The organism is Christiangramia aquimixticola (assembly GCF_048285835.1).
Classification (GTDB): Bacteria; Bacteroidota; Bacteroidia; order Flavobacteriales; family Flavobacteriaceae; genus Christiangramia; species Christiangramia aquimixticola.
In genome coordinates this window covers 297236-317169 of sequence record NZ_JBLVTL010000004.1, presented here as the reverse complement: position 1 = coordinate 317169, position 19934 = coordinate 297236, and the positions used below count along the sequence as shown (strand labels likewise).

Here is a 19934-nt window from a genome sequence, read left to right as displayed (position 1 = left end):
CGCCTGATGCTTAGCAAGCAGGCTGTTTTATTAAAATTTTAATTTTCTTTATCTATAGAGTCCCACTCGTTTTCATCTTCTTCAGATTCCAAAATTTTCATCGCCGGCTCCTTTAGTACTTCCTTATTGGCAATACTTCTTTCCAAGGATAATAATAGTGAGGGTAACAATAGTAAATTCGCAAGCATGGCAAATAAAAGGGTAGCCGAGACCAGCCCTCCTAAAGCTACTGTTCCGCCAAAACTACTTATCATAAACACCGAGAACCCAAAGAATAATACGATGGAGGTATAGAACATACTCACTCCGGTTTCCCGCAGCGCAGCATAAACAGACCTTTTAATCTTCCAGTCGTTGGCTTTTAATTCCTGACGGTATTTCGCAAGGAAATGTATGGTGTCGTCCACACTAATTCCAAAAGCGATTGAAAAGACCAGAATGGTTGAGGGTTTTATAGGTACTCCCAGAAAGCCCATCACCCCTGCCGTAACCAATAGCGGTAGAAGGTTTGGAACCAGGGAGATCAAAATCATCCTGAAGCTTCTAAACATCCAGGCCATTAATCCCGCAATTAGTAAAATGGCCAGACCAAGAGAGATAATTAGATTCTTGACCAGATAATTTGTTCCTTTTTGGAATAATAGAGCTTTCCCTGTAAGCGATACTTCATAGCGATCCTCAGGAAATATCTTTTTGATCTCAGGTAGGAGGTCATTTTCTATTTCCTTCATCTTCTCAGTACCCACATCTTTCATGAACGTAGTGATACGGGCATATTGACCGGTGGAATCTACATAAGACTGCATGATACCTTCATTGGAAGAAAGGCTTTTCGCATAAGGCATTATAAAATTCCTTTCCTGGGAAGAAGGCAGTTGATAATATTTGGGATTCCCATTATAGTATGCCTGCTTGCTGTATTTTACCAGCCTGTTTATGGATAAGGGTTTTGAAAGTTCAGGAACCTCGGTTATAAAGTCTTCCAGCTCATTTATCCGTTTTAGAGTGGAAAGTTTGAGTACGCCTTTAGGTCTTTTGGTGTCTATCAATATTTCAAGCGGCATCACTCCGTCAAACTCTCTCTCAAAAAATCTAATGTCTTTATAGAACTGAGTGTTTTGAGGCATGTCCTCAAGAATGCTTCCTGAAATTCTGATGGTGTAAATCCCAATGATACTTAATACCAGCAGAACAATGGAAGAAATGTAGATGGCGATCCTGTTATGACGAACCATGTTCTCCATCCAGTTCACAAAGCCACCGATCCATTTTTTATTCAAATGCTTAAGGTGACGATCTTTTGGAGGTTTAAGGTAACTGTAGATCACCGGAATGATCAATAAACTCAAAAGAAATATTGCCAGAATGTTGATGGATGCAACAACCCCGAATTCCTTAAGTAACTGGCTATCGGTAAGTATAAAAGTGGCAAATCCGGAAGCAGTGGTTACGTTCGTAAGCAAAGTTGCATTCCCTACCTTGGTGATTACCCTTTGTAAAGATTTTGCCTGATTCCCATGTTTTTTGATCTCCTGCTGATATTTATTGATAAGGAAGATGCAATTGGGAATTCCTATAACAATTATCAGCGGAGGGATAAGCGCAGTAAGGATGGTAATTTCGTAGTGTAATAATCCAATAACTCCAAAAGCCCACATAACCCCGATGCAAACCGTGATCATAGATATAAGTGTGGCCCTTAACGACCTGAAGAATAGGAAAAAGATAAAAGAGGTAACCAATAATGCTGCTGCAATAAATAATCCTATTTCATCAACAATATTTTGAGCATTCAGGGTCCGGATATATGGCATTCCTGAAACGCGTACATCTATATCGTGCTCAGCTTCAAATTTCTCAATTAAAGGGTTGAGTTCTTCGAGTACAAATATTTTCCTCGCCTTGGTGTTTACCAGGTCTTTATTGAGATATAAAGCCGATTGAATAGTATTGGAATGAGTGCTGTATACCAGATTTTCATAAAAAGGAAGGGCGGTGAAAAGCTTATCTTCAAAATCTTTTAATTCCTGCTCTGTTGGAGTTTTAGATTCCAATGCAGGTACCATTTCAAATCTTTTTGGATCCTCAAATTTCTTAAGTTCCTTTAAGCTTGATGGTGATATTATTTGATCTACTTCAGGGTAAGTGAGAAGTTTATCAGTTAATTTATTCCAGGCTGCAAATTTTTCAGGAGTGAATAATTCTGAATCCTGTATGCCCAAAAGGATAAGATTGCCTTCTTCTCCAAACTTGTCCAGGAAATCATTATAGCTAAGATTAACTTCATGATCATCTGGCATCAGGTTTGCCTCTGTATGGGAAAATCTCATATTTTTCCACTGAGTGGAAAGCAGGAAAGTGGCGACCCCAATTATAATGATAATGGCAATGCGGTTTCTAAGTATAAGGGAGGCAATGGAATTCCAGAATCCAAAGCTAAAGATCTTGTGCATGGCTTGTTTTTAGCGGGGCAAAGGTAAAAAAAGCTGATTTAATTACTTTGCAATTAATCTTTTAATATACAAAAGCTTACAATTCCAGCTGAAATGTGAACTTAAAAGAAAAGTTCTCTTTGAAGGTGGGTAAATGGTAGGCTCCGTATCTATATGCGGTACTAAGGCCAAGTCCTCCTATTAGCTTATTTAATTCCAGGCCTGCTTCATGATACCCTCTCTCTAAGGTTTTGAATTCTAAATTTTCAAATTCACGGGCATCTTGATAGTCTCCCACGGCATGACGGGATAGGAAAACTAATTCCGGTCTAATATTTTTAGAAATTCTGAAAGGAGTTAGTTGATGACGAACATGAAATATTAACTGCCTGTCGCTATAAAATTCGTTGAAGTACATGGTTTCAAAACTGTTCCTCCCTGCCACCGAAAACCTGTATAAGATCTTTTCTTTATTAGGATTGTTGGGATTTGCATGGAAAGCATGAGAAAGGGGTAGATCTCCAAAACCGTAATTTCCTTCCAGAATAAATTCGGTGCGGGATTGATCCAGCCTTTTTATTTCATGTTCAGCCTTAAGGCCTAATCTGGTGAAATTCAATTCGCCTCCTAATTCTTCAAATGCCTTATCTACTTGTCCCGTAAATTGTGGAAATTTCCTTTCCAGGGTCATGTCTCCTTCAGGGGTTCGCAGATATCGGGAAAAAGGTTGCCATATAACCGAAAATTTAGCAATAGCGAGATCATAGTCCTCTCTGGTGAAACCCGGCAAATTAAAAAGATAATCTGAAATTATCCCGATCTCTTCTCTGGTCATCTGGATTTGTGCGTCTAAAGAAGGAGTGATCTTATGTTCCAATCCTACGGAATAGGAGCGCAGCTTGTAATAATTGTTGGTATTCACAAATCTGGGTTCCAAAATTGAGAATGGATTTGAACCTTTTAGATAATCGAAAGAAGCGACTTCATTTAGGTCTTTTGAAAAATCAAGATTAAGAGAGGTATGGTTCTCTTTGTTTAAATAGATTTGAGTGCCGGCCCCGTATTTCCATGCTTCATCTTTAAAACCATAAGTAACATACCCATGCAGGTTGAATTTGGTAGAAAGATCCTCGTTGGTTTTCCCTCCGGTCCCTAATCTTAAACCCTCATAAATATTATATTTAAAGAACTTACTTAGATCAATGTCCCAGTATTTTAACGGATAATAACCGGTAGCCATCGCATTTTTGACTCTTATTTTTCTTTCTATATTTCCTTGTTCAATTAAATGTTCCACTTTTTCTTCGGTGGCTTCATCACGACGGGTGAAACTAAGTTTGCGGTTTTCCTGCCAGAATTCGTGGGATCTTATTAAAGCCTCTGGTTGAACCAAAATTTCAGGGTTGCGGAGTGGTTTAGAAGCCTGATGGTCCAGATTGATATTATAATGAACAACTTCTGAAGTCAGGTAAAGATCTCGCTCAATCTTCTCAGCTCCTAATATCATTCCCATGATTCCCTGTTTTTGCTGTACTGTAGCTAATCCTATGGTGCCACCAAAAACGGCAACTTCTTTTCCACCAGCGCCCGGTTTAATAGTAGTGGTTTGTGATTTAGGGAACCAGATGTTCTCTTCAGGATAAAATTTGTAGTCGTGTTCCACTATCAGTCGTACACTGCCCAATAATTGTGCTTTCGCTTTTTGAACTGAATAGCTTAAAGTATCTAGATAGAGTAAGCCTTCAAGTCCGGCAACTATATGTTCTCTTTTCGGTTTAAAATGTATAACATAGGCCGGCCTGTTGCCAGAGGTGGTATCTATAATCTTATACTCATAATTGGGAAAAGCCTTTTGACCCAATGGCCCGGCATAGTCGGTCTTATAAAGTTGATATGTATCCTGATATAGGGAAAATGGGTTTACTTCCATGGTCAGAACATTGTAGACCGGATCTTTAAATCCCGCAGTTCTTATCCCCTCAATTTTTTCGATATGTTTTTTTGAAGAAGAATGAATGTGTTCTGCTACTTTTTCAGAAAGATATCCTCTCCCTTCGTTCAGAATGGTTTTTATAGAGGAGGAAGTGGAGTCGGCATTTAATTGAATTCTGCTTTTCTCATTATCGATAATAAATTTGGAGTAAGATTTATATGAGAAGCATTCTAAGGCCTGTTCCGGATCATTCACAGACTTGCTTTCGATAGCTTTTTTTATGATCCTATTCGCCGGATTGGAATCATTCTGAAGATTAACTGTTTCCAGTTGTTGGTATATCGGCTTTAAACCTGCCTGAATATATTTAGTATCATTATTTACCTGAATGCTGACCGGTTTATATCCTATATAGGATATTTTCACATTAACCATTTCTCTGGTTAACATAAGCTCAAAACTTCCGTCAATATTGGCGAGAATCTGCCTGCCTTCAACTTCCAGCTTCGCATATGCGAGTGGTTTTCGAGACTCAATATCAATAACCCTCCCCGAAACAAGAGATTGAGAAAAGGATATAACTGAAATAAATAGAAAGGCAATTGTAAGAAGCTTGGTCATATCAAGGGGCGTGGTTTTAAATCAGGTTCCATATACCAAAAATGCCGGATCAAATTTGTTGTTATGCAAATTCAAACCGGCATTTTTATATAGGTAATTGATCATTAAACGGTCATGATCTCTTTTTCTTTTACTACAAGAATGCTATCGATCTTGCTGATGTATTCGTCAGTTAGAGATTGAACATCATCTTCAGCTGCTTTAAGAGCATCTTCAGAAATATCAATTTTCTTTAATTCCTGCATTGCTTGTTTCCGGTCGTTACGAACTCCAATTTTCGCATCTTCACCTTCAGCTTTCGCCTGTTTTGAAAGTTGCCTTCTTCTTTCTTCAGTAAGCGGCGGCACATTAATGATCACGCTTTCCCCGTTGTTCATTGGATTGAATCCAAGGTTTGCGTGCATGATACCTTTTTCAATTTCATGGATAAGGCTTTTTTCAAAAGGCTGAATGGAAAGGGTTCGGGCATCTGGAGTATTAACGTTCGCTACCTGTTGTAAAGGTGTTTGAGAACCATAATATTCAACCATAACGCTTCCAAGCATACTTGGACTTGCCTTCCCGGCCCGAATATTCGAAAGTTGTTTTTTAAGATGCGCAATGGCTTGCTCCATTCCTTCTTTTGCTTCTTCTAATATAAATTCAACTTCATCCATTTTATTAAATTTTCTATTTCAGGTTTATAAGTTCACTTTAGTTCCAATACGTTCCCCGGTAGTAACTTTTAGTAAGTTTCCAGGCTTGTTCATGTCGAAAACGATAATTGGTAATTCATTTTCCTGGCTTAAGGTGAAAGCTGTGGTATCCATAACTTTCAAGCCTTTTTTGATCACATCTTCGAAACTGATGAAATCGAATTTAGTTGCGCTTTTGTCTTTTTCAGGATCTGAGGTGTAAATTCCATCAACCCTGGTTCCTTTTAAAATAACGTCTGCCTTGATCTCTATAGCTCTAAGAACAGCTGCAGAATCTGTTGTAAAATATGGGTTTCCGGTACCTCCTCCAAAGATCACCACTCTTCCTTTTTCCAGGTGACGAATGGCTTTTCTTCTAATAAAAGGTTCGGCAACTTCATTAATTTTAATGGCAGACTGTAATCTGGTCTGGATATCGGCATCTTCAAGAGCACTTTGCAAAGCAAGACCATTAATAACGGTGGCAAGCATTCCCATGTGGTCACCCTGCACGCGGTCCATCCCGCGGCTTGCTCCGGCAACACCTCTAAAAATGTTTCCTCCTCCAATAACTATAGCAAGTTCAACACCTTCTTCAACTACCGATTTGATCTCTGCCGCATACTCCGCCAGTCGTTCCGGGTCAATGCCATATTGACGGTTTCCCATTAAAGCTTCTCCAGATAGTTTTAAAAGTATTCTCTTGTATTGCATAATAGATTTTTATGAATCGATGCAAATATAGCTAATATCTGAATTTGTGAAATATAAAGCGGTCTTTTTGAAGAGGATTGGGAAGGATTAGGTTTTAATTAACCTTTATGACGGCTAATTCCTGAAATGACAGTGTTTCCAATGGCGGGGTTTTTGATATATTTGGTTTGTTGAATAAACATTAAATTTTTAAACCAATGATGGGATATTATATAATTGCCGGACTCATTTTTATAGTGAGTATGTATGTTAGCAATAAGCTTAAGAGTAAATTCAAGAAGTATTCTCAGGTGCATCTGCGCAACGGGATGAGCGGTAAAGAAATTGCGGAAAAGATGTTGCGGGATAATAATATACATGATGTAAAGGTTATCTCCACGCCGGGAATGCTTTCAGATCATTATAATCCTGCTAAGAAAACCGTGAATTTAAGTGAAGGAGTGTATTCTCAACGAAATGCAGCAGCTGCGGCTGTGGCTGCCCACGAGTGTGGACACGCGCTTCAGCATGCACAGGCTTACAGCTGGTTGCAAATGAGAAGTAAACTGGTTCCTGTAGTAAGTGTAGCATCAAAATTGTCACAATGGGCGATCTTTGGAGGATTGATCCTTATGACCATGGTTGGAGCAGGGGTTGGACAAACGGTTTTATTGCTGGGTATTATTATGTATGCAGCGGGAACTTTATTCAGTTTTATTACTCTGCCGGTGGAATATGATGCCAGTAAAAGAGCTTTGGTTTGGTTGGAAACCGAAAATATGCTCACAGGAGCAGAACACGAAGCTGCTGAAGATTCTCTTAAATGGGCGGCAAGAACATATGTGGTGGCAGCAATTGGATCGTTAGCTACTTTACTATATTTTGTTAGCCTTTATATGGGAAGAGATTAGGAGAAAATTATTTAGCATAAAAAGAAAAGCTGTCCGAAAGGACAGCTTTTTTTAGATCTTAATTTGCCTGTCGATTTGTTGATTTAAGGAAATAAATGTTTCTGTTCTGGAAACTCCTTCTATCGCCTGTATATTCTTATTAAGAACATTCATCAAATGTTCATTGTCCCTACATAAGATTTTAAGGAATATTGACCAGTTTCCCGTAGTGTAATGACATTCTATAACCTCCGGAATTTCATTCAGCTGTTTTACCGCTTGCGGGTTACTTACCGCTTTATCGAGATAAACCCCAACAAAAGCCATTGTCTTATATCCCAGTAATCGCGCATCAAGAATCATTTTTGATCCTTCTATCAAACCGGATTTCTCCAGTTTCCGAAGTCTTTGATGCACAGCAGCTCCTGTAATTCCTATATTCTTGGCAATTTCTAAAATTGGTTTTTTTGCATCTTTCATTAAAAAGTTTAGAATGGTTTTGTCTATCCCATCTAACTCGACACTATCATTCAAAATCTTCATGTAAGTGATTTTAATTAAAAAGCTAAATTACGAAAAATGCTTTCTGTTTTTAATTACCTACCTCTCCAAATGGATTATATCCCAGATATTCAGTCTCTTTCTCTTTAAATTTTATACCATGAGATTCCAGTTTCTTTAGGATAGGGCCGTAAACTTCTTTTTGAATAGGCAATTGCACTCCCGGTGTTTCAATTTCCTTGTTCAGGATCATAATGGCTGCCATTGCTACGGGAAGACCCACGGTTTGTGCCATGGCCGTATTAGATTGATTCTCTCCTATATGTACCATGGTAGAATCAATTTGTTTCTTTTCGCTATTAAGTTCAAAACCAAACTTATGATACATCACGATCATGTCTTTATCATCCTGCGATAATGACCATTTTTCCATCAGTATTTTTTGAAGAGCCTGTGCCGGGGTTGCATTTTTAATTCCAAGTTTTTTATTGGGATTGAACAAATCCAGTTCAATTAGTTTTTCCCACATGATGTCGTCCTGATCTATTTTCAGGTTATGGCGAACCTTCAGCTCTACTGAATCACTTGGGGAATATGGTAAGAACGAATTTATGAAATCCCGGTAACTCATATTTTCAGAATCCTCCATTGTAAAGCTGTCATCTGTCATTCCCAGCTGTACAAACATATTCCAGGCTCTGCTGAAGCCTACTTTACGAATTGTTCCACGGTAAAGAGTAAGGATGTTATCAAGCCCATAGATGCTTTGATATTTCAGGGAATTACGGTTGGCATAACCTTCAAATTTCCCGTGGCCTTCAATTTTCAAAAATTCGGTTCTTCTGAATAATCTGTGATAGGGGATGTATTTATATTTTCCTTCTTGGATAAATTCAGCAACACCACCCTGACCGGCTACCACCACATTTCTGGGGTTCCAGGTAAATTTGTAATTCCATAGATTATCATCACTTTCCGGAGCTACGAGTCCCCCTGTAAAAGATTCGAAAAGAAGCATCTTACCTCCATTATCCCTAATTCTGTCAATTACCTGCATTGCGCTCATATGGTCAATCCCGGGATCAACTCCAATCTCATTCATAAAAACGAGGCCTTTAGCTTTTACTTCTTCATCCAGCGCTTTCATTTCGTCACTTATATAGGACGCGGTTACCATATCTTTTTCAAATTTCACGCAGTCTTTGGCGACTTCTATGTGAAATCTTGCTGGTAACATGGAAATAACAATATCGGCTCTTTTAATTGCCGGTTCCCGACTTTCCTGATTAAAAACGTCCAGTTCAAAAGCTTCACATCGCGCATGATCTCTGCAGGCTTTTTTAGCATTTTCGAGATCAAGGTCACCAATTCGTAAATAAAGATTTTCTTTTTCGGCCTGGTCTAACAGGTAATTAATGAGGGCAGAGGTTGATTTCCCGGCTCCCACAATTAATATTTCTCGCATAAATTAAGTTAGTTTTGTGTAGTTCGAACGAATGTATTAAAACTTTAAACGATAAAAAATTAAGATATATGGATAGGAAGTTTTTAATTACCGGAGCTGTTTTTGGATTGTTAGCCGTTATTCTAGGGGCATTTGCGGCACATGGTTTAAAAAATTCGTTGTCTCCGGCGGCACTTGGTTCTTTTGAAACGGGTGTTAGATTTCAAATGTACCATGCATTTTTATTGCTAATCCTTGGAAATATCAGGATGGAAAAAAGAAATAAAACTATCTATATTTTAATTGGATTAGGAACTATACTTTTTTCCGGTTCCATTTATTTATTAACTCTTGCTCCTTTACTGGGATTAGACTTGACTTCCATCGCTTTGGTCACACCTTTAGGTGGAACCCTGCTAATAGTGGGCTGGATTTTATTGGTGCTGAATTTCACAAAGTTAAAAATGAAATAAATTGAAAACCTTTAACGTATTATCTGCATAAGATTTATACTTTTGTACCCCTAAACAAACTACAGAATTGATTTTTTATGGTCGATAACACCCAAATTACGAAAACGATTTCGTTAGAGGATTACGGGATCAAAAACGCCAAGGTACATTATCAACTATCTCCGGAGGAACTTCAGAAAGAAACCATTAGATTGGGACAGGGAGTTGCCAGCTCGTTTGGGGCATTGGCTGTGAATACCGGAGAATTTACCGGCAGATCTCCAAAAGACAGATTCATCGTTAAAGATGAAGTGACAAAAGATAAGGTATGGTGGGGAGACATCAATATTCCTTTTGAAGAGGAAAAGTTTGATAAGCTTTATAAAAAGGTAACAAGCTATCTTGGAGAAAAAGAGATTTATGCAAGAGATGCTTATGCTTGTGCAGACGAGGATTATCGCTTGAATATTAGAGTAATCAACGAATATCCATGGTCTAATCTATTTGCATATAATATGTTTCTTAGGGTAGAAGACAGTGAGCTTGATAATTTCAAGGAAGACTGGCTTGTGGTTAATGCCCCGGGTTTTAAAGCGAATCCAGAAGAAGACGGGACACGTCAGGAAAATTTTGCTATCCTTAATTTCAGTAAAAAGATCGCCTTGATTGGTGGAACTGGTTATACAGGAGAGATCAAAAAGGGAATTTTCTCTGCTTTAAACTTTATTCTTCCTGTGTTTAAGAACACTTTGCCAATGCACTGCTCTGCAAATGTAGGTGAAGAGGGAGATACCGCTATATTTTTCGGATTATCCGGAACCGGAAAGACTACCTTGTCTGCAGATCCTGAGCGTAAGCTAATTGGAGATGATGAACATGGGTGGACCAAGGAAAACACAATTTTCAATTTTGAAGGTGGTTGCTATGCAAAAGTGATCAACCTTTCAGAAGACAGTGAGCCGGATATCTATCATGCGATCAAGCCGGGAGCAATTCTGGAAAATGTGGTGATGGATAAAGATGGGAATGTAGATTTTGAAGATACTTCCATAACTCAGAATACAAGGGTAAGTTACCCTATTTATCATATCGATAATATCCAGGAGCCATCAATTGGTGAGAATCCTAAGAATATTTTCTTCTTAACGGCAGATGCTTTTGGGGTGTTACCTCCAATTAGTAAACTAACTCCGGGACAGGCGGCTTACCATTTTATTAGTGGTTACACGGCTAAAGTTGCAGGAACAGAGGCTGGTGTAGATGAACCGGTACCAAGTTTCTCTGCTTGTTTTGGTGCGCCTTTCATGCCTTTACATCCAACCAAGTATGCTGAGATGTTAAGCAAAAAGATGAAAGATGCAGGAGTTAACGTTTGGCTGGTAAATACAGGATGGACCGGTGGTCCTTATGGTGTTGGAAGCAGAATGAAACTGAAGTATACACGTGAAATGATTAGCTCAGCTCTTGAAGGAAAGCTGGATAATGTTGAGTTTGAAACTCACGAAATTTTTGGTTTGTCAATGCCTAAAACTTGTGAGAATGTACCTTCTGAAGTACTTAATCCAAAAAGTACCTGGAAAGACAAAGAAGCTTATGATCGTAAAGCAAAGGAGTTGTCCAGTTTCTTTAAGCAAAACTTCAGCAAATTTGAAGAATATGCTAACGAAGAAATAATGAATGGAGCTCCAATTAAATAGTTTTAATTGTTAGTTGAAAAAAAATCCGGTCGCAAGACCGGATTTTTTTATTTATATGATCAAAATAGTTTCAACTACTTTTTATTTACCTCTGTTATATATTTACTAATAGCCATGGTCATACTTGGAGTTTCCGGCGTAGGGGCCTTGATGTTCACAACCAGTCCATGTTCTTTTGCGGCTTTAATGGTAGTATTTCCAAAAGCTGCAATTCTCGTATTATTCTGTTCGAAATCAGGGAAATTCTCAAAAAGGGATTTAATACCGCTAGGGCTAAAAAATACCAGGATGTCATAAGTAACATCTTTTAAGTGAGATAGATCACTAACCACAGTTCTGTAAAAAACCGCCTTTTTCCATTCAACGCCTAATTTATTTAGAGTTTTAGGAACGTCCGGCTTTAGCATGTCTGAAGAAGGTAATAAGAACTTTTCATTCTTATACTTCTTGATCGTAGGAGCTAATTCGGCAAAAGTTCTTTTTCCAACATAAATCTTACGTTTACGATATACCACGTATTTCTGAAGATAATAGGCTACAGCCTCGCTCAAACAGAAATATTTTAAAGTATCTGGTACTTTAAAACGCATCTCTTCAGCAATCCTGAAAAAATGATCCACGGCATTTCGGCTGGTAAGAATAATAGCCGTATAATTAGTGAGATCTACTTTTTGTTGTCTAACTTCCTTGGAAGGTACGCCTTCAACATGAATAAAGGGTATGAAATCAATTTTAACCTTTTGCTTCTCTTCCAGCTCGAAATAAGGTGAATTTTCTACCTTAGGTTCGGGTTGGGAAACCAAAATTGTTTTCACTTTCATATATAAAACTTTGTTTGATCCTTTTTAGATTGTAATAAGCTTGTACAAAATAATATAAGGGGCAATTTCAAGAGCGCAAAGGTACAAAATAAAATAGAACCAATTAACTATTAACACATTTTGATTCCTTCTATAAATTATAAACATTCCTAGTCCGTTAGCAATCAGTGCTAGGCCACCGGTAAGGCTTAAAAGGAGTGAATTTAGGTTTACGCTATAGGTTAATAATAAACTTATGCAAAGCAGGCAAATTGCAATAAAACTTCTATAGGTGAATTTTTGAAAAATATAGTAGTCTACCTGATCATCAATTTCAAAAATATTTCCAATAATTTTCTCAACCCCGGTCTTGATTAGAATAATACAAACGTAAGCGGTTAAAATCCTGATATACAATATTGGAACTGCAAGATCACTCTCAAAATAATAATCATAACATAGATATAAAAACATGGAAATCGCAAGGCTCTGAATAGTTAATAACAATATGTTAAAACCGTGAAAAGCTTTATTCTCTTTTCCCTTAAAGGCTATAAATTTGCCAGACGTTAGAAGGGAGAGAAAATCTTCAAAACGTTGGGGGAAAAGAATCTTGGCAAGCACAATAAGAACAAAGCATATTAGGAAGGTGATCGTGATCCAATCCTGATATTCATAAATCCTGTAAATCGCCTGCATGAAAAAATTTTTACAAATGTAAAATTTTGACTGTTATTCCGGTGGGGGATCATAAAGATTTGATGTTTTTATTTGCATACATTTGTGCAAAATAATTGGGAATGGGAAATGGGATAATTATTATACCCACCTTTAATGAAATCGAGAATATAGAACGCATTATAAGGAATGTGTTTTCTCAACGGCGTAAATTTCATATCCTGGTGGTTGATGATAATTCTCCAGATGGCACGGCTACTCGTGTGAGAACATTACAAGCCGAATTTCCCGAAAGTTTGTTCCTTGAAGAAAGAGTTGGGAAACAGGGTTTAGGGACTGCCTATATATATGGATTTAAATGGGCCATTAAAAGAGAATATGATTTTATTTTCGAAATGGATGCCGATTTTTCTCATAATCCCAACGATCTAATTAGGTTGTTTAACACCTGTAAAAGGGACGGGGCAGATGTTGCCATTGGGTCTCGCTATATTACAGGAGTGAATGTGATTAACTGGCCAATGAATCGGGTTTTGATGTCCTGGCTTGCCTCAAAATATGTGAGGTTTATTACCGGGATGGATATCCATGATACTACTGCCGGTTATGTGTGTTATAAAAGAGAAGTGCTTGAAGCAATAAATCTTGATAAAATTCAGTTTGTGGGCTATGCCTTCCAGATCGAGATGAAATTCAAGGCACATCTAAGAAAATATAAAATAGTAGAAGTTCCGGTTATTTTTACCGATAGAACCCGTGGAACTTCTAAAATGAGCGGATCCATTATTTGGGAGGCCGTGTTCGGGGTAATAAAAATGAAGCTGAAAAGTCTGTTTAACAGGAAAAAAGTCTGATGAAAAAGGTTTTAATCAAGAACGCGAAAATAGTAAACGAGAATAAGATTGTTGAGGGTGACGTTTTTATCGAAAACGGAATCATCGTTGAGATCGCGGAAAGTATTAGCGCAAAATCCCCTGATGTAAATATTTTTGATGCGGAAGGAACTCATTTGCTTCCGGGTTTAATTGACGATCAGGTGCACTTTAGAGAACCCGGACTAACTCATAAAGAAAATATTGAAACCGGATCTCGTGCTGCTGTGGCGGGCGGAATTACTTCTTTTATAGAAATGCCAAACACCTTACCGCAATCTACTACCATAGAATTGCTGGAAGAAAAATTCAATACTGCAGCAGAAACCTCTTATGCGAACTATTCGTTCATGTTTGGAGGAACCAATGATAATCTTAGCGAGATCGAAAAGATCGATCCTAAGAAGGTTGCTGCATTAAAATTATTCCTGGGTTCTTCAACCGGGAATATGCTGGTAGATGATGAGAAAGTGCTTGAACAGATCTTTCAAAAATCCCCTGTTCTAATTGCGGTTCATTGTGAAGACGAAGAGACTATCAGGAAGAATTTGGAGGAATGTAAGGCCAGATACGGGGATGATATTCCAATCGAACTCCATCCAAAGATCAGGAGTGAGGAAGCCTGTTATAAGTCTTCTTCAAAAGCAGTGGCATTGGCTAAGAAGACCGGTGCAAGATTACATGTGTTCCATGTCTCTACTGCGAAAGAACTTGGCTTATTCAGCAACAGAAAGGCTTTAAAGGATAAAAAGATCACTGCCGAGGTTTGTATACATCACCTTTGGTTTAATGATTCAGATTACGCGAAAAAAGGAACCCTGATAAAATGGAATCCTGCCGTGAAAACCAAAAAGGATCAAAAAGCATTGCTTGAAGGATTGTTGGACGATTATCTGGATGTAATTGCAACAGATCATGCTCCGCATACTAAAGAGGAGAAGAAAAATGTTTATACCAAAGCTCCAAGTGGAGGTCCTCTGGTACAACATGCGCTTCCGGCTTTATTGCAAATGTATCATCAGGGAAAAATTTCCTTGGAGAAGATTGTTGAAAAGGCTTGCCATAATCCTGCGATTTTATTTCAAATTGAGAAAAGAGGATTTATTCGTGAAGGATATAAGGCAGATCTTGTAATGGTTGATCTTAATTCACCATGGGCGGTTCAACCGGATAATATTTTTTCTAAATGCCAATGGTCACCATTTGAAGGAACAACTTTTAAATCAAGGATTACACATACATTTGTAAATGGTAACCTTGTTTATAAGAATTTCAAACATCAACCATTCGCTAAAATTGCTGAAAGATTAAGCTTTGATCGTTAATTCCAAACATAAGATCTTTATTTTATTTTTTCTCTGCTCATTTTTATCCTGTCAGGATATTGATAAAACAGAGAGGCCGGATGATCTTATTCCGGAACCCAAAATGATCGATGTGCTTACCGAATTATCACTGGTACATGCGGCCAAGAATTACAATAAGTATAAACTGGAGCAGATTGGGATCGAGCCGGATAATTATGTTTTTGAAAAATTCAAAATCGATAGTATTCAATTTCAGCAAAGCAGTGATTACTATGCAGATAATTATGTTCAGTATGAACGAATTTATGATAGTGTAAGAGCAAGGATTCAAAAGCTGAAGATCCGTTTGGATTCTATTCGGGAAATAGAAGTGAAACGGGAAGACAGTATTAAGCAGGCGCGTAAAGATTCTATTAAGTTGATGGACTCTTTAAAACTTGATCCAATCAAAGCCGATTCGCTTAAAAAGGATTCTATCCGGTTGATCAAATTAAAAGAACTCGAAAAAACTAAAAAGGATAGTTTGATTCTTCCTCCGGTTTCAATGGAAAGGAATTAGTTAGGTTCTATTTGTCCCTTCTGTAATAATTAGCTGTTTTGTTAATTACTTCTTCAAGGCTTTCAAATTCAAGATCAAGTGCTTGTTTTATTTTCTGGTTATTATATCTGGTGAGTTTAAAAACTCCCTCAATAGCATCACGCGTGATCTCCCTTTTAAGTCCGAAATAAGATCCTATTTTTTGAAAAATCCAACCGGCAAATACCATCCACTTTTTTAAAGCCCTGTGTGGTTTGGGTTTATTTAAAGCAGTCGCTGTCAATTCAAAAACTCTGTGAAAAGAGAGATTTTCGGCTACAACAATAAATTGTTCATTCTTAATCGATGAATTCATTAACTCCTGCATGATATTAACCACATCATAGACCCCTACAAATCCGGTAACTTTTGGGAAATGAAAGGATAGACCTTTGTATATTTTATCGATAATTTTCCCTCCACCGGTTTCCCAAATTCCCGGACCCATTATAACTCCAGGGTTTACGATTACAGCATCAATACCTTCCTGCGTGGCTCGCCAAACTTCAATTTCAGCACCATATTTAGAAATGGAGTAATCTGTATGGTTCCTTTCCGGATTCCAGCCGGCATTTTCATCAACCATTTCATTTACGGTATTCGAATCAAGAGTAGCGATACTGCTTACATAACACAGTTTGGAGACCTGGTTGGCGATACAGAGATTTACCACATTGGCAGTACCTTCGATATTGATCTTTCTTAATAGTTTCTCATCAGAGGGGTCAAAAGAGATAAGAGCCGCACAATGGTATACATATGTGATTCCCTCAAATGCTTTGGTGAGATCTGGAATATTATTAATATCTGCCGTAACCCATTCAATAGAGGTGAATAAACTCTCAGCTTCTGAACTTGAAGAATAGTAACTAAATATATTTTTGACCTTTTGAAGGTCACTTGAGTTTCGTTTAGTTGCTCTTACTGCAATTTTTTTTACAGCAAGTTCATACAAAAGATGAGCACCTACTAAACCTGTTCCTCCTGTTACCAGTATCATGGGGTAAATATAGCTAATCGACTTAGGAAAAATAAGAGTAAATGGTATCTTTACGGCTGTTATTTTAAAATTTATGATGGAAAAGAACTTTGTCGAAGAGATCACCTGGAGAGGGATGTTGCATGATGCTATGCCCGGAACTGAGGAACATTTAATGGAAGCTATGAGGGCTGCATACGTGGGGATAGATCCTACTGCAGATTCTCTACATATTGGTCACCTGGTTAGCGTAATGATGTTAAGGCATTTCCAACTGTGCGGCCATAAACCTTATGCGCTGGTTGGTGGAGCAACCGGGATGATAGGGGATCCTTCAGGGAAATCGGCGGAAAGAAATCTGCTTGATGAAGAAACTTTAAGGCATAATCAAAATGCAATAAAAGATCAATTATCCAGGTTTCTGGATTTTGATTCAGATATAGCAAATGCAGCGGTTTTAGTGAATAATTACGACTGGATGAAGGACTTTTCTTTTCTTGATTTTATTCGTGATGTGGGGAAACATATCACGGTAAATTATATGATGTCCAAGGATTCTGTAAAGAAGCGCCTTTCATCAGACTCTACAGAGGGAATGTCTTTTACTGAATTTACCTATCAATTAGTACAGGGTTATGACTTCCTGCACCTCTACAGGGAAGGGAACTGTACTTTGCAAATGGGTGGAAGCGACCAGTGGGGGAATATCACCACGGGAACTGAACTTATTAGAAGGATTGGAAATGGAAAGGGTTATGCCTTAACCTGTCCTTTGATCACTAAGGCTGACGGAACTAAATTCGGAAAAACCGAAGGTGGTAATATCTGGCTTGATGCTAATCGTACTTCTCCTTATAAATTTTACCAATATTGGTTGAATACCAGTGATGAGGATGCAGAGAAATACATTAAAATATTTACTTTCCTAAGTCGGGAAGAAATAGATTCTTTGATCGAGAAACATCGTGAAGCTCCTCATCAGCGTGAGTTGCAAAAAGTTCTTGGGAAGGAAGTTACCATAATGGTTCATTCTCAGGAAGATTACGAAAATGCTCTGGCTGCTTCTGAAGTTCTATTTGGAAAAAGTACTGCAGATGATTTTAGAAAACTGGATGAAGCTACTTTCCTTGATGTTTTTGAAGGGGTACCGCAGGCAGATGTGGACAGAGCCGATATTGAAAGTGGTTTGGATATGATAGCAGCTCTTTCAGCCAAAACAGATTTCCTGAAATCGAATGGTGAAGCCAGAAGAGCTTTGAAAGAAAATTCTGTCTCAGTTAATAAGGAGAAGGTTACTGAAGATTACACAGTAACTACTCAAGATCTTATAGGAGATAAATATGTTATCATCAATAAAGGAAAAAAGAATACTTTTATAATTCGCGCAGTTTAACGTATATTTGAGTATTACATCGAAGTATAACTTATTTTTAAATATTTGGATAGATTTAAAGATGAAGATATAATTAGTTTTATTATTTTCACAATTGCCGTGTCTATGATAATCTATATATCGATTTTCAGATAACAGTTAATACAAAAGCCTTCAGGAGAAATCCTGAAGGCTTTGCAACTAACTAACCAATCTAATATGAAAAAATTTCACTTAGTGCAGTAACTAAATGATTGGGGATCACCGAGTTCTGCATGAAGTCTGTCGGGAATTTGTATCCGGAATTACACTTACCATAAAAATTAACATTTCTAGAGGATAAGCAGGTTACAACCGCGAATATCACTGTTATCAAACCTTCCAAGAATCTCGATTTTATCATTCTTGATCCGGCCAAGATCCTGAGTGGCGATAAAAGAACAGGAATTTATATTCGCCAGATCGATCACATTTATTCCGCCGGTTTTGTTTTGCGGTAAAAAGGTTAAAGCATCTTCCGGGTCGCGGATAAGGATTTTCATCCAGTTAGGACATTTAAATATTCCGTCACCATACGAATAAGCCTGAGATAGTAATTCTGTCATTCCATATTCGCTATGAATTTTCTTTACCCCAAAACCGTTTTTTAAAACCTCATGTAACTCTTCTCTTATCATTTCTTTCCTTCGCCCTTTCATCCCGCCGGTCTCCATAACCACAGTATTTGTTAGGGAGAACTGTGATATTTCTATAAGGTCAAGCAAGGCAAATGATACTCCAATTAAAAATATCTTCTTACCTCCTTTGTCCAGAGCTTCCAGTTTTTCTGAAAGTTCACTTAGATTGTTCAGATAAAATCCGCTATCGGGATTAATTGAATCCTTTATTAAGGAGTCTACCATGTATATTAAGGAAGATCCTGTGCGCTCAAGATAACTGGGTAGTAATGCCAGGATAGTATAATCTGAAGGCTCACCATAAAATTGATGAAATGCTTTTTTAAAGCTGTTTTCGTAAACTTCAAGATCTGTAACAAAATGTTTACTGGTAGTAGAACCGGTGGTGCCGCTACTGGTGAAAATACTTTCAGCCACTTTATTTACAGATACTATTTTTTTACTTTTAAAAAACTCTATGGGCAGGAATGGAATGTTTATGATCTCCTGAACATTTTCCGGGTTCCGGTTTAGCAACTCGCAAAAGTTTCTGTAAACCGGATTGTTTTCAAATTGAAACTTAAACACCTTTAGGCATAAAAATTTAAATTCGTCATCAGATTTAATATTGAAAATTTCCTTTGTGAGCATAGAGGTTCAGCAGGTTTCAGGCAAAATTAAGCAATAAAAAAGCCTCTGAAAACAGAAGCTTAACAAAAAAACCGAAGTCTTTAATTTATTTTACCACCAGTTTTCGGGTAGCTTTCATTTTACCTTCCTGAATTTTTAAAATATAAATTCCCGGAGTAAGTGCAGATACATCCATTTCTCTGCCTCGTAATCTCGTTTTGTGTACCGGTTTTCCCAGAACATTATAAATTTCGACAATCTTATCCAGGTTCTTTGTCGAAGAAATGTAAACTTTTCCACCCGTTACCGGGTTTGGATAAATGGAAAGACCATCGATAGGAGTTTCAGTTCGATGGGAAGCATTAAAAGAATCCTGAGCATTGACAGGTACTGCCAACATCAGAAAACTAAAAAGTAAAAAAGTTAATAAGTACTTCTGCTTCATTCTTTTACAAATCGAGAGTTAAACAAACTTACAAATAAAATTTCAAAAATCCTGCCAATATTTTGAACCCAAACAATAAAATCATGTGAATTAAGTTTGGGAAATTAAAAATGACATGATTTGTTCTGTAAAATTCAGATTTTCAAGGGTCTATATCTGAATTTATTTTTTAACTACCCCCGTGTGATTTTCTAAGATTATAGGATTGCTAAATTCTGAAAGGAATAATAAATCTCCTTTGGTTCCATTACGATGAACTAGATGGTTTTTTCAAGGTTAGC

General features: G+C 37.6%; 18 protein-coding genes. 7 read left to right on the top strand and 11 right to left on the bottom strand.

Features of this window, described 5'->3' with window-relative positions; all coding sequences use genetic code 11:
* Positions 1 to 38 precede the first annotated feature (38 nt).
* From ACNKXV_RS10635 to pyrH, 4 genes are all read right to left on the bottom strand, one after another.
* Complete coding sequence (locus tag ACNKXV_RS10635; protein ID WP_417907707.1) at positions 39 to 2453, bottom strand: efflux RND transporter permease subunit; 2415 nt, start codon at positions 2451 to 2453, stop codon at positions 39 to 41.
* Between the two features lie 76 nt (positions 2454 to 2529).
* The gene (locus ACNKXV_RS10630; protein ID WP_417907706.1) at positions 2530 to 4986 is read right to left on the bottom strand and encodes a DUF5686 family protein; all 2457 of its coding nucleotides are present in this window, start codon (positions 4984 to 4986) and stop codon (positions 2530 to 2532) included.
* Positions 4987 to 5090: 104 nt separating this feature from the next.
* Positions 5091 to 5642: a ribosome recycling factor gene (frr, locus tag ACNKXV_RS10625; protein ID WP_417907705.1), complete on the bottom strand. Its 552-nt coding sequence runs from the start codon at positions 5640 to 5642 to the stop codon at positions 5091 to 5093.
* 24 nt (positions 5643 to 5666) lie between these two features.
* On the bottom strand, positions 5667 to 6374 hold the full coding sequence (gene pyrH, locus ACNKXV_RS10620) for a UMP kinase (RefSeq protein WP_417907704.1): 708 nt from the start codon (positions 6372 to 6374) through the stop codon (positions 5667 to 5669).
* 197 nt (positions 6375 to 6571) lie between these two features.
* On the opposite strand from pyrH, the gene ACNKXV_RS10615 reads away from it, so the two are divergent.
* Positions 6572 to 7264: a zinc metallopeptidase gene (locus ACNKXV_RS10615; protein WP_417907703.1), complete on the top strand. Its 693-nt coding sequence runs from the start codon at positions 6572 to 6574 to the stop codon at positions 7262 to 7264.
* Between the two features lie 51 nt (positions 7265 to 7315).
* Here ACNKXV_RS10615 and ACNKXV_RS10610 read toward each other — a convergent pair whose 3' ends face one another.
* Together ACNKXV_RS10610 and ACNKXV_RS10605 are read right to left on the bottom strand one after the other, a co-directional pair.
* Positions 7316 to 7786 (bottom strand): Lrp/AsnC family transcriptional regulator, encoded by a 471-nt coding sequence (locus ACNKXV_RS10610; protein WP_417907702.1) that lies wholly within the window; start codon positions 7784 to 7786, stop codon positions 7316 to 7318.
* 49 nt (positions 7787 to 7835) lie between these two features.
* The gene (locus ACNKXV_RS10605) at positions 7836 to 9209 is read right to left on the bottom strand and encodes a saccharopine dehydrogenase family protein (RefSeq protein WP_417907701.1); all 1374 of its coding nucleotides are present in this window, start codon (positions 9207 to 9209) and stop codon (positions 7836 to 7838) included.
* Positions 9210 to 9277: 68 nt separating this feature from the next.
* On the opposite strand from ACNKXV_RS10605, the gene ACNKXV_RS10600 reads away from it, so the two are divergent.
* Together ACNKXV_RS10600 and pckA are read left to right on the top strand one after the other, a co-directional pair.
* On the top strand, positions 9278 to 9661 hold the full coding sequence (locus ACNKXV_RS10600; protein ID WP_417907700.1) for a DUF423 domain-containing protein: 384 nt from the start codon (positions 9278 to 9280) through the stop codon (positions 9659 to 9661).
* Between the two features lie 77 nt (positions 9662 to 9738).
* Positions 9739 to 11337 carry a phosphoenolpyruvate carboxykinase (ATP) gene (pckA, locus tag ACNKXV_RS10595; protein WP_417907699.1) on the top strand — a complete coding sequence of 533 codons (1599 nt, stop codon included), beginning with the start codon at positions 9739 to 9741 and terminating at the stop codon, positions 11335 to 11337.
* 74 nt (positions 11338 to 11411) lie between these two features.
* On the opposite strand, the gene ACNKXV_RS10590 is transcribed toward pckA, so the two are convergent.
* Together ACNKXV_RS10590 and ACNKXV_RS10585 are read right to left on the bottom strand one after the other, a co-directional pair.
* On the bottom strand, positions 11412 to 12158 hold the full coding sequence (locus ACNKXV_RS10590; RefSeq protein WP_417907698.1) for a uroporphyrinogen-III synthase: 747 nt from the start codon (positions 12156 to 12158) through the stop codon (positions 11412 to 11414).
* Between the two features lie 24 nt (positions 12159 to 12182).
* Positions 12183 to 12836, bottom strand: coding sequence for a DUF4271 domain-containing protein (locus ACNKXV_RS10585; RefSeq protein WP_417907697.1), 654 nt, complete (start codon positions 12834 to 12836; stop codon positions 12183 to 12185).
* Positions 12837 to 12937: 101 nt separating this feature from the next.
* Between ACNKXV_RS10585 and ACNKXV_RS10580 the strand changes: the two genes are divergently transcribed.
* The 3 genes from ACNKXV_RS10580 to ACNKXV_RS10570 are packed head-to-tail and all read left to right on the top strand — an operon-like array spanning position 12938 to position 15553.
* A complete protein-coding gene (locus ACNKXV_RS10580; RefSeq protein ID WP_417907696.1) occupies positions 12938 to 13669 on the top strand; it encodes a polyprenol monophosphomannose synthase in 732 nt (243 codons plus the stop codon).
* Complete coding sequence (locus tag ACNKXV_RS10575; RefSeq protein WP_417907695.1) at positions 13669 to 15012, top strand: dihydroorotase; 1344 nt, start codon at positions 13669 to 13671, stop codon at positions 15010 to 15012. Before ACNKXV_RS10580 ends, ACNKXV_RS10575 begins: the two co-directional genes overlap by 1 nt.
* Positions 15002 to 15553 (top strand): DUF4296 domain-containing protein, encoded by a 552-nt coding sequence (locus ACNKXV_RS10570; protein ID WP_417907694.1) that lies wholly within the window; start codon positions 15002 to 15004, stop codon positions 15551 to 15553. The genes ACNKXV_RS10575 and ACNKXV_RS10570 overlap by 11 nt, the downstream gene beginning before the upstream one ends.
* Before the next feature lie 7 nt (positions 15554 to 15560).
* Here the strand turns inward: ACNKXV_RS10570 and ACNKXV_RS10565 are convergent, their stop codons facing one another.
* Entirely contained in the window at positions 15561 to 16571 is a 1011-nt protein-coding gene (locus tag ACNKXV_RS10565; RefSeq protein WP_417907693.1) for an NAD-dependent epimerase/dehydratase family protein, read from the bottom strand.
* A gap of 76 nt (positions 16572 to 16647) precedes the next feature.
* On the opposite strand from ACNKXV_RS10565, the gene tyrS reads away from it, so the two are divergent.
* Complete coding sequence (gene tyrS, locus ACNKXV_RS10560; RefSeq protein WP_417907755.1) at positions 16648 to 17943, top strand: tyrosine--tRNA ligase; 1296 nt, start codon at positions 16648 to 16650, stop codon at positions 17941 to 17943.
* A 311-nt stretch (positions 17944 to 18254) separates the two neighbouring features.
* Here the strand turns inward: tyrS and ACNKXV_RS10555 are convergent, their stop codons facing one another.
* Positions 18255 to 19229, bottom strand: coding sequence for a LuxE/PaaK family acyltransferase (locus ACNKXV_RS10555; protein ID WP_417907692.1), 975 nt, complete (start codon positions 19227 to 19229; stop codon positions 18255 to 18257).
* Positions 19230 to 19314: 85 nt separating this feature from the next.
* Complete coding sequence (locus tag ACNKXV_RS10550) at positions 19315 to 19653, bottom strand: T9SS type A sorting domain-containing protein (RefSeq protein WP_417907691.1); 339 nt, start codon at positions 19651 to 19653, stop codon at positions 19315 to 19317.
* Positions 19654 to 19934: the final 281 nt, after the last annotated feature.

Bases quoted from the DNA above. Each gene is read 5' to 3' on its own strand.
- ACNKXV_RS10635 (WP_417907707.1), bottom strand. From the start codon at position 2,453: ATGCACAAGATCTTTAGCTTTGGATTCTGGAATTCCATTGCCTCCCTT.
- ACNKXV_RS10630 (WP_417907706.1), bottom strand. From the start codon at position 4,986: ATGACCAAGCTTCTTACAATTGCCTTTCTATTTATTTCAGTTATATCC.
- frr (WP_417907705.1), bottom strand. From the start codon at position 5,642: ATGGATGAAGTTGAATTTATATTAGAAGAAGCAAAAGAAGGAATGGAG.
- pyrH (WP_417907704.1), bottom strand. From the start codon at position 6,374: ATGCAATACAAGAGAATACTTTTAAAACTATCTGGAGAAGCTTTAATG.
- ACNKXV_RS10615 (WP_417907703.1), top strand. From the start codon at position 6,572: ATGATGGGATATTATATAATTGCCGGACTCATTTTTATAGTGAGTATG.
- ACNKXV_RS10610 (WP_417907702.1), bottom strand. From the start codon at position 7,786: ATGAAGATTTTGAATGATAGTGTCGAGTTAGATGGGATAGACAAAACC.
- ACNKXV_RS10605 (WP_417907701.1), bottom strand. From the start codon at position 9,209: ATGCGAGAAATATTAATTGTGGGAGCCGGGAAATCAACCTCTGCCCTC.
- ACNKXV_RS10600 (WP_417907700.1), top strand. From the start codon at position 9,278: ATGGATAGGAAGTTTTTAATTACCGGAGCTGTTTTTGGATTGTTAGCC.
- pckA (WP_417907699.1), top strand. From the start codon at position 9,739: ATGGTCGATAACACCCAAATTACGAAAACGATTTCGTTAGAGGATTAC.
- ACNKXV_RS10590 (WP_417907698.1), bottom strand. From the start codon at position 12,158: ATGAAAGTGAAAACAATTTTGGTTTCCCAACCCGAACCTAAGGTAGAA.
- ACNKXV_RS10585 (WP_417907697.1), bottom strand. From the start codon at position 12,836: ATGCAGGCGATTTACAGGATTTATGAATATCAGGATTGGATCACGATC.
- ACNKXV_RS10580 (WP_417907696.1), top strand. From the start codon at position 12,938: ATGGGAAATGGGATAATTATTATACCCACCTTTAATGAAATCGAGAAT.
- ACNKXV_RS10575 (WP_417907695.1), top strand. From the start codon at position 13,669: ATGAAAAAGGTTTTAATCAAGAACGCGAAAATAGTAAACGAGAATAAG.
- ACNKXV_RS10565 (WP_417907693.1), bottom strand. From the start codon at position 16,571: ATGATACTGGTAACAGGAGGAACAGGTTTAGTAGGTGCTCATCTTTTG.
- tyrS (WP_417907755.1), top strand. From the start codon at position 16,648: ATGGAAAAGAACTTTGTCGAAGAGATCACCTGGAGAGGGATGTTGCAT.
- ACNKXV_RS10555 (WP_417907692.1), bottom strand. From the start codon at position 19,229: ATGCTCACAAAGGAAATTTTCAATATTAAATCTGATGACGAATTTAAA.
- ACNKXV_RS10550 (WP_417907691.1), bottom strand. From the start codon at position 19,653: ATGAAGCAGAAGTACTTATTAACTTTTTTACTTTTTAGTTTTCTGATG.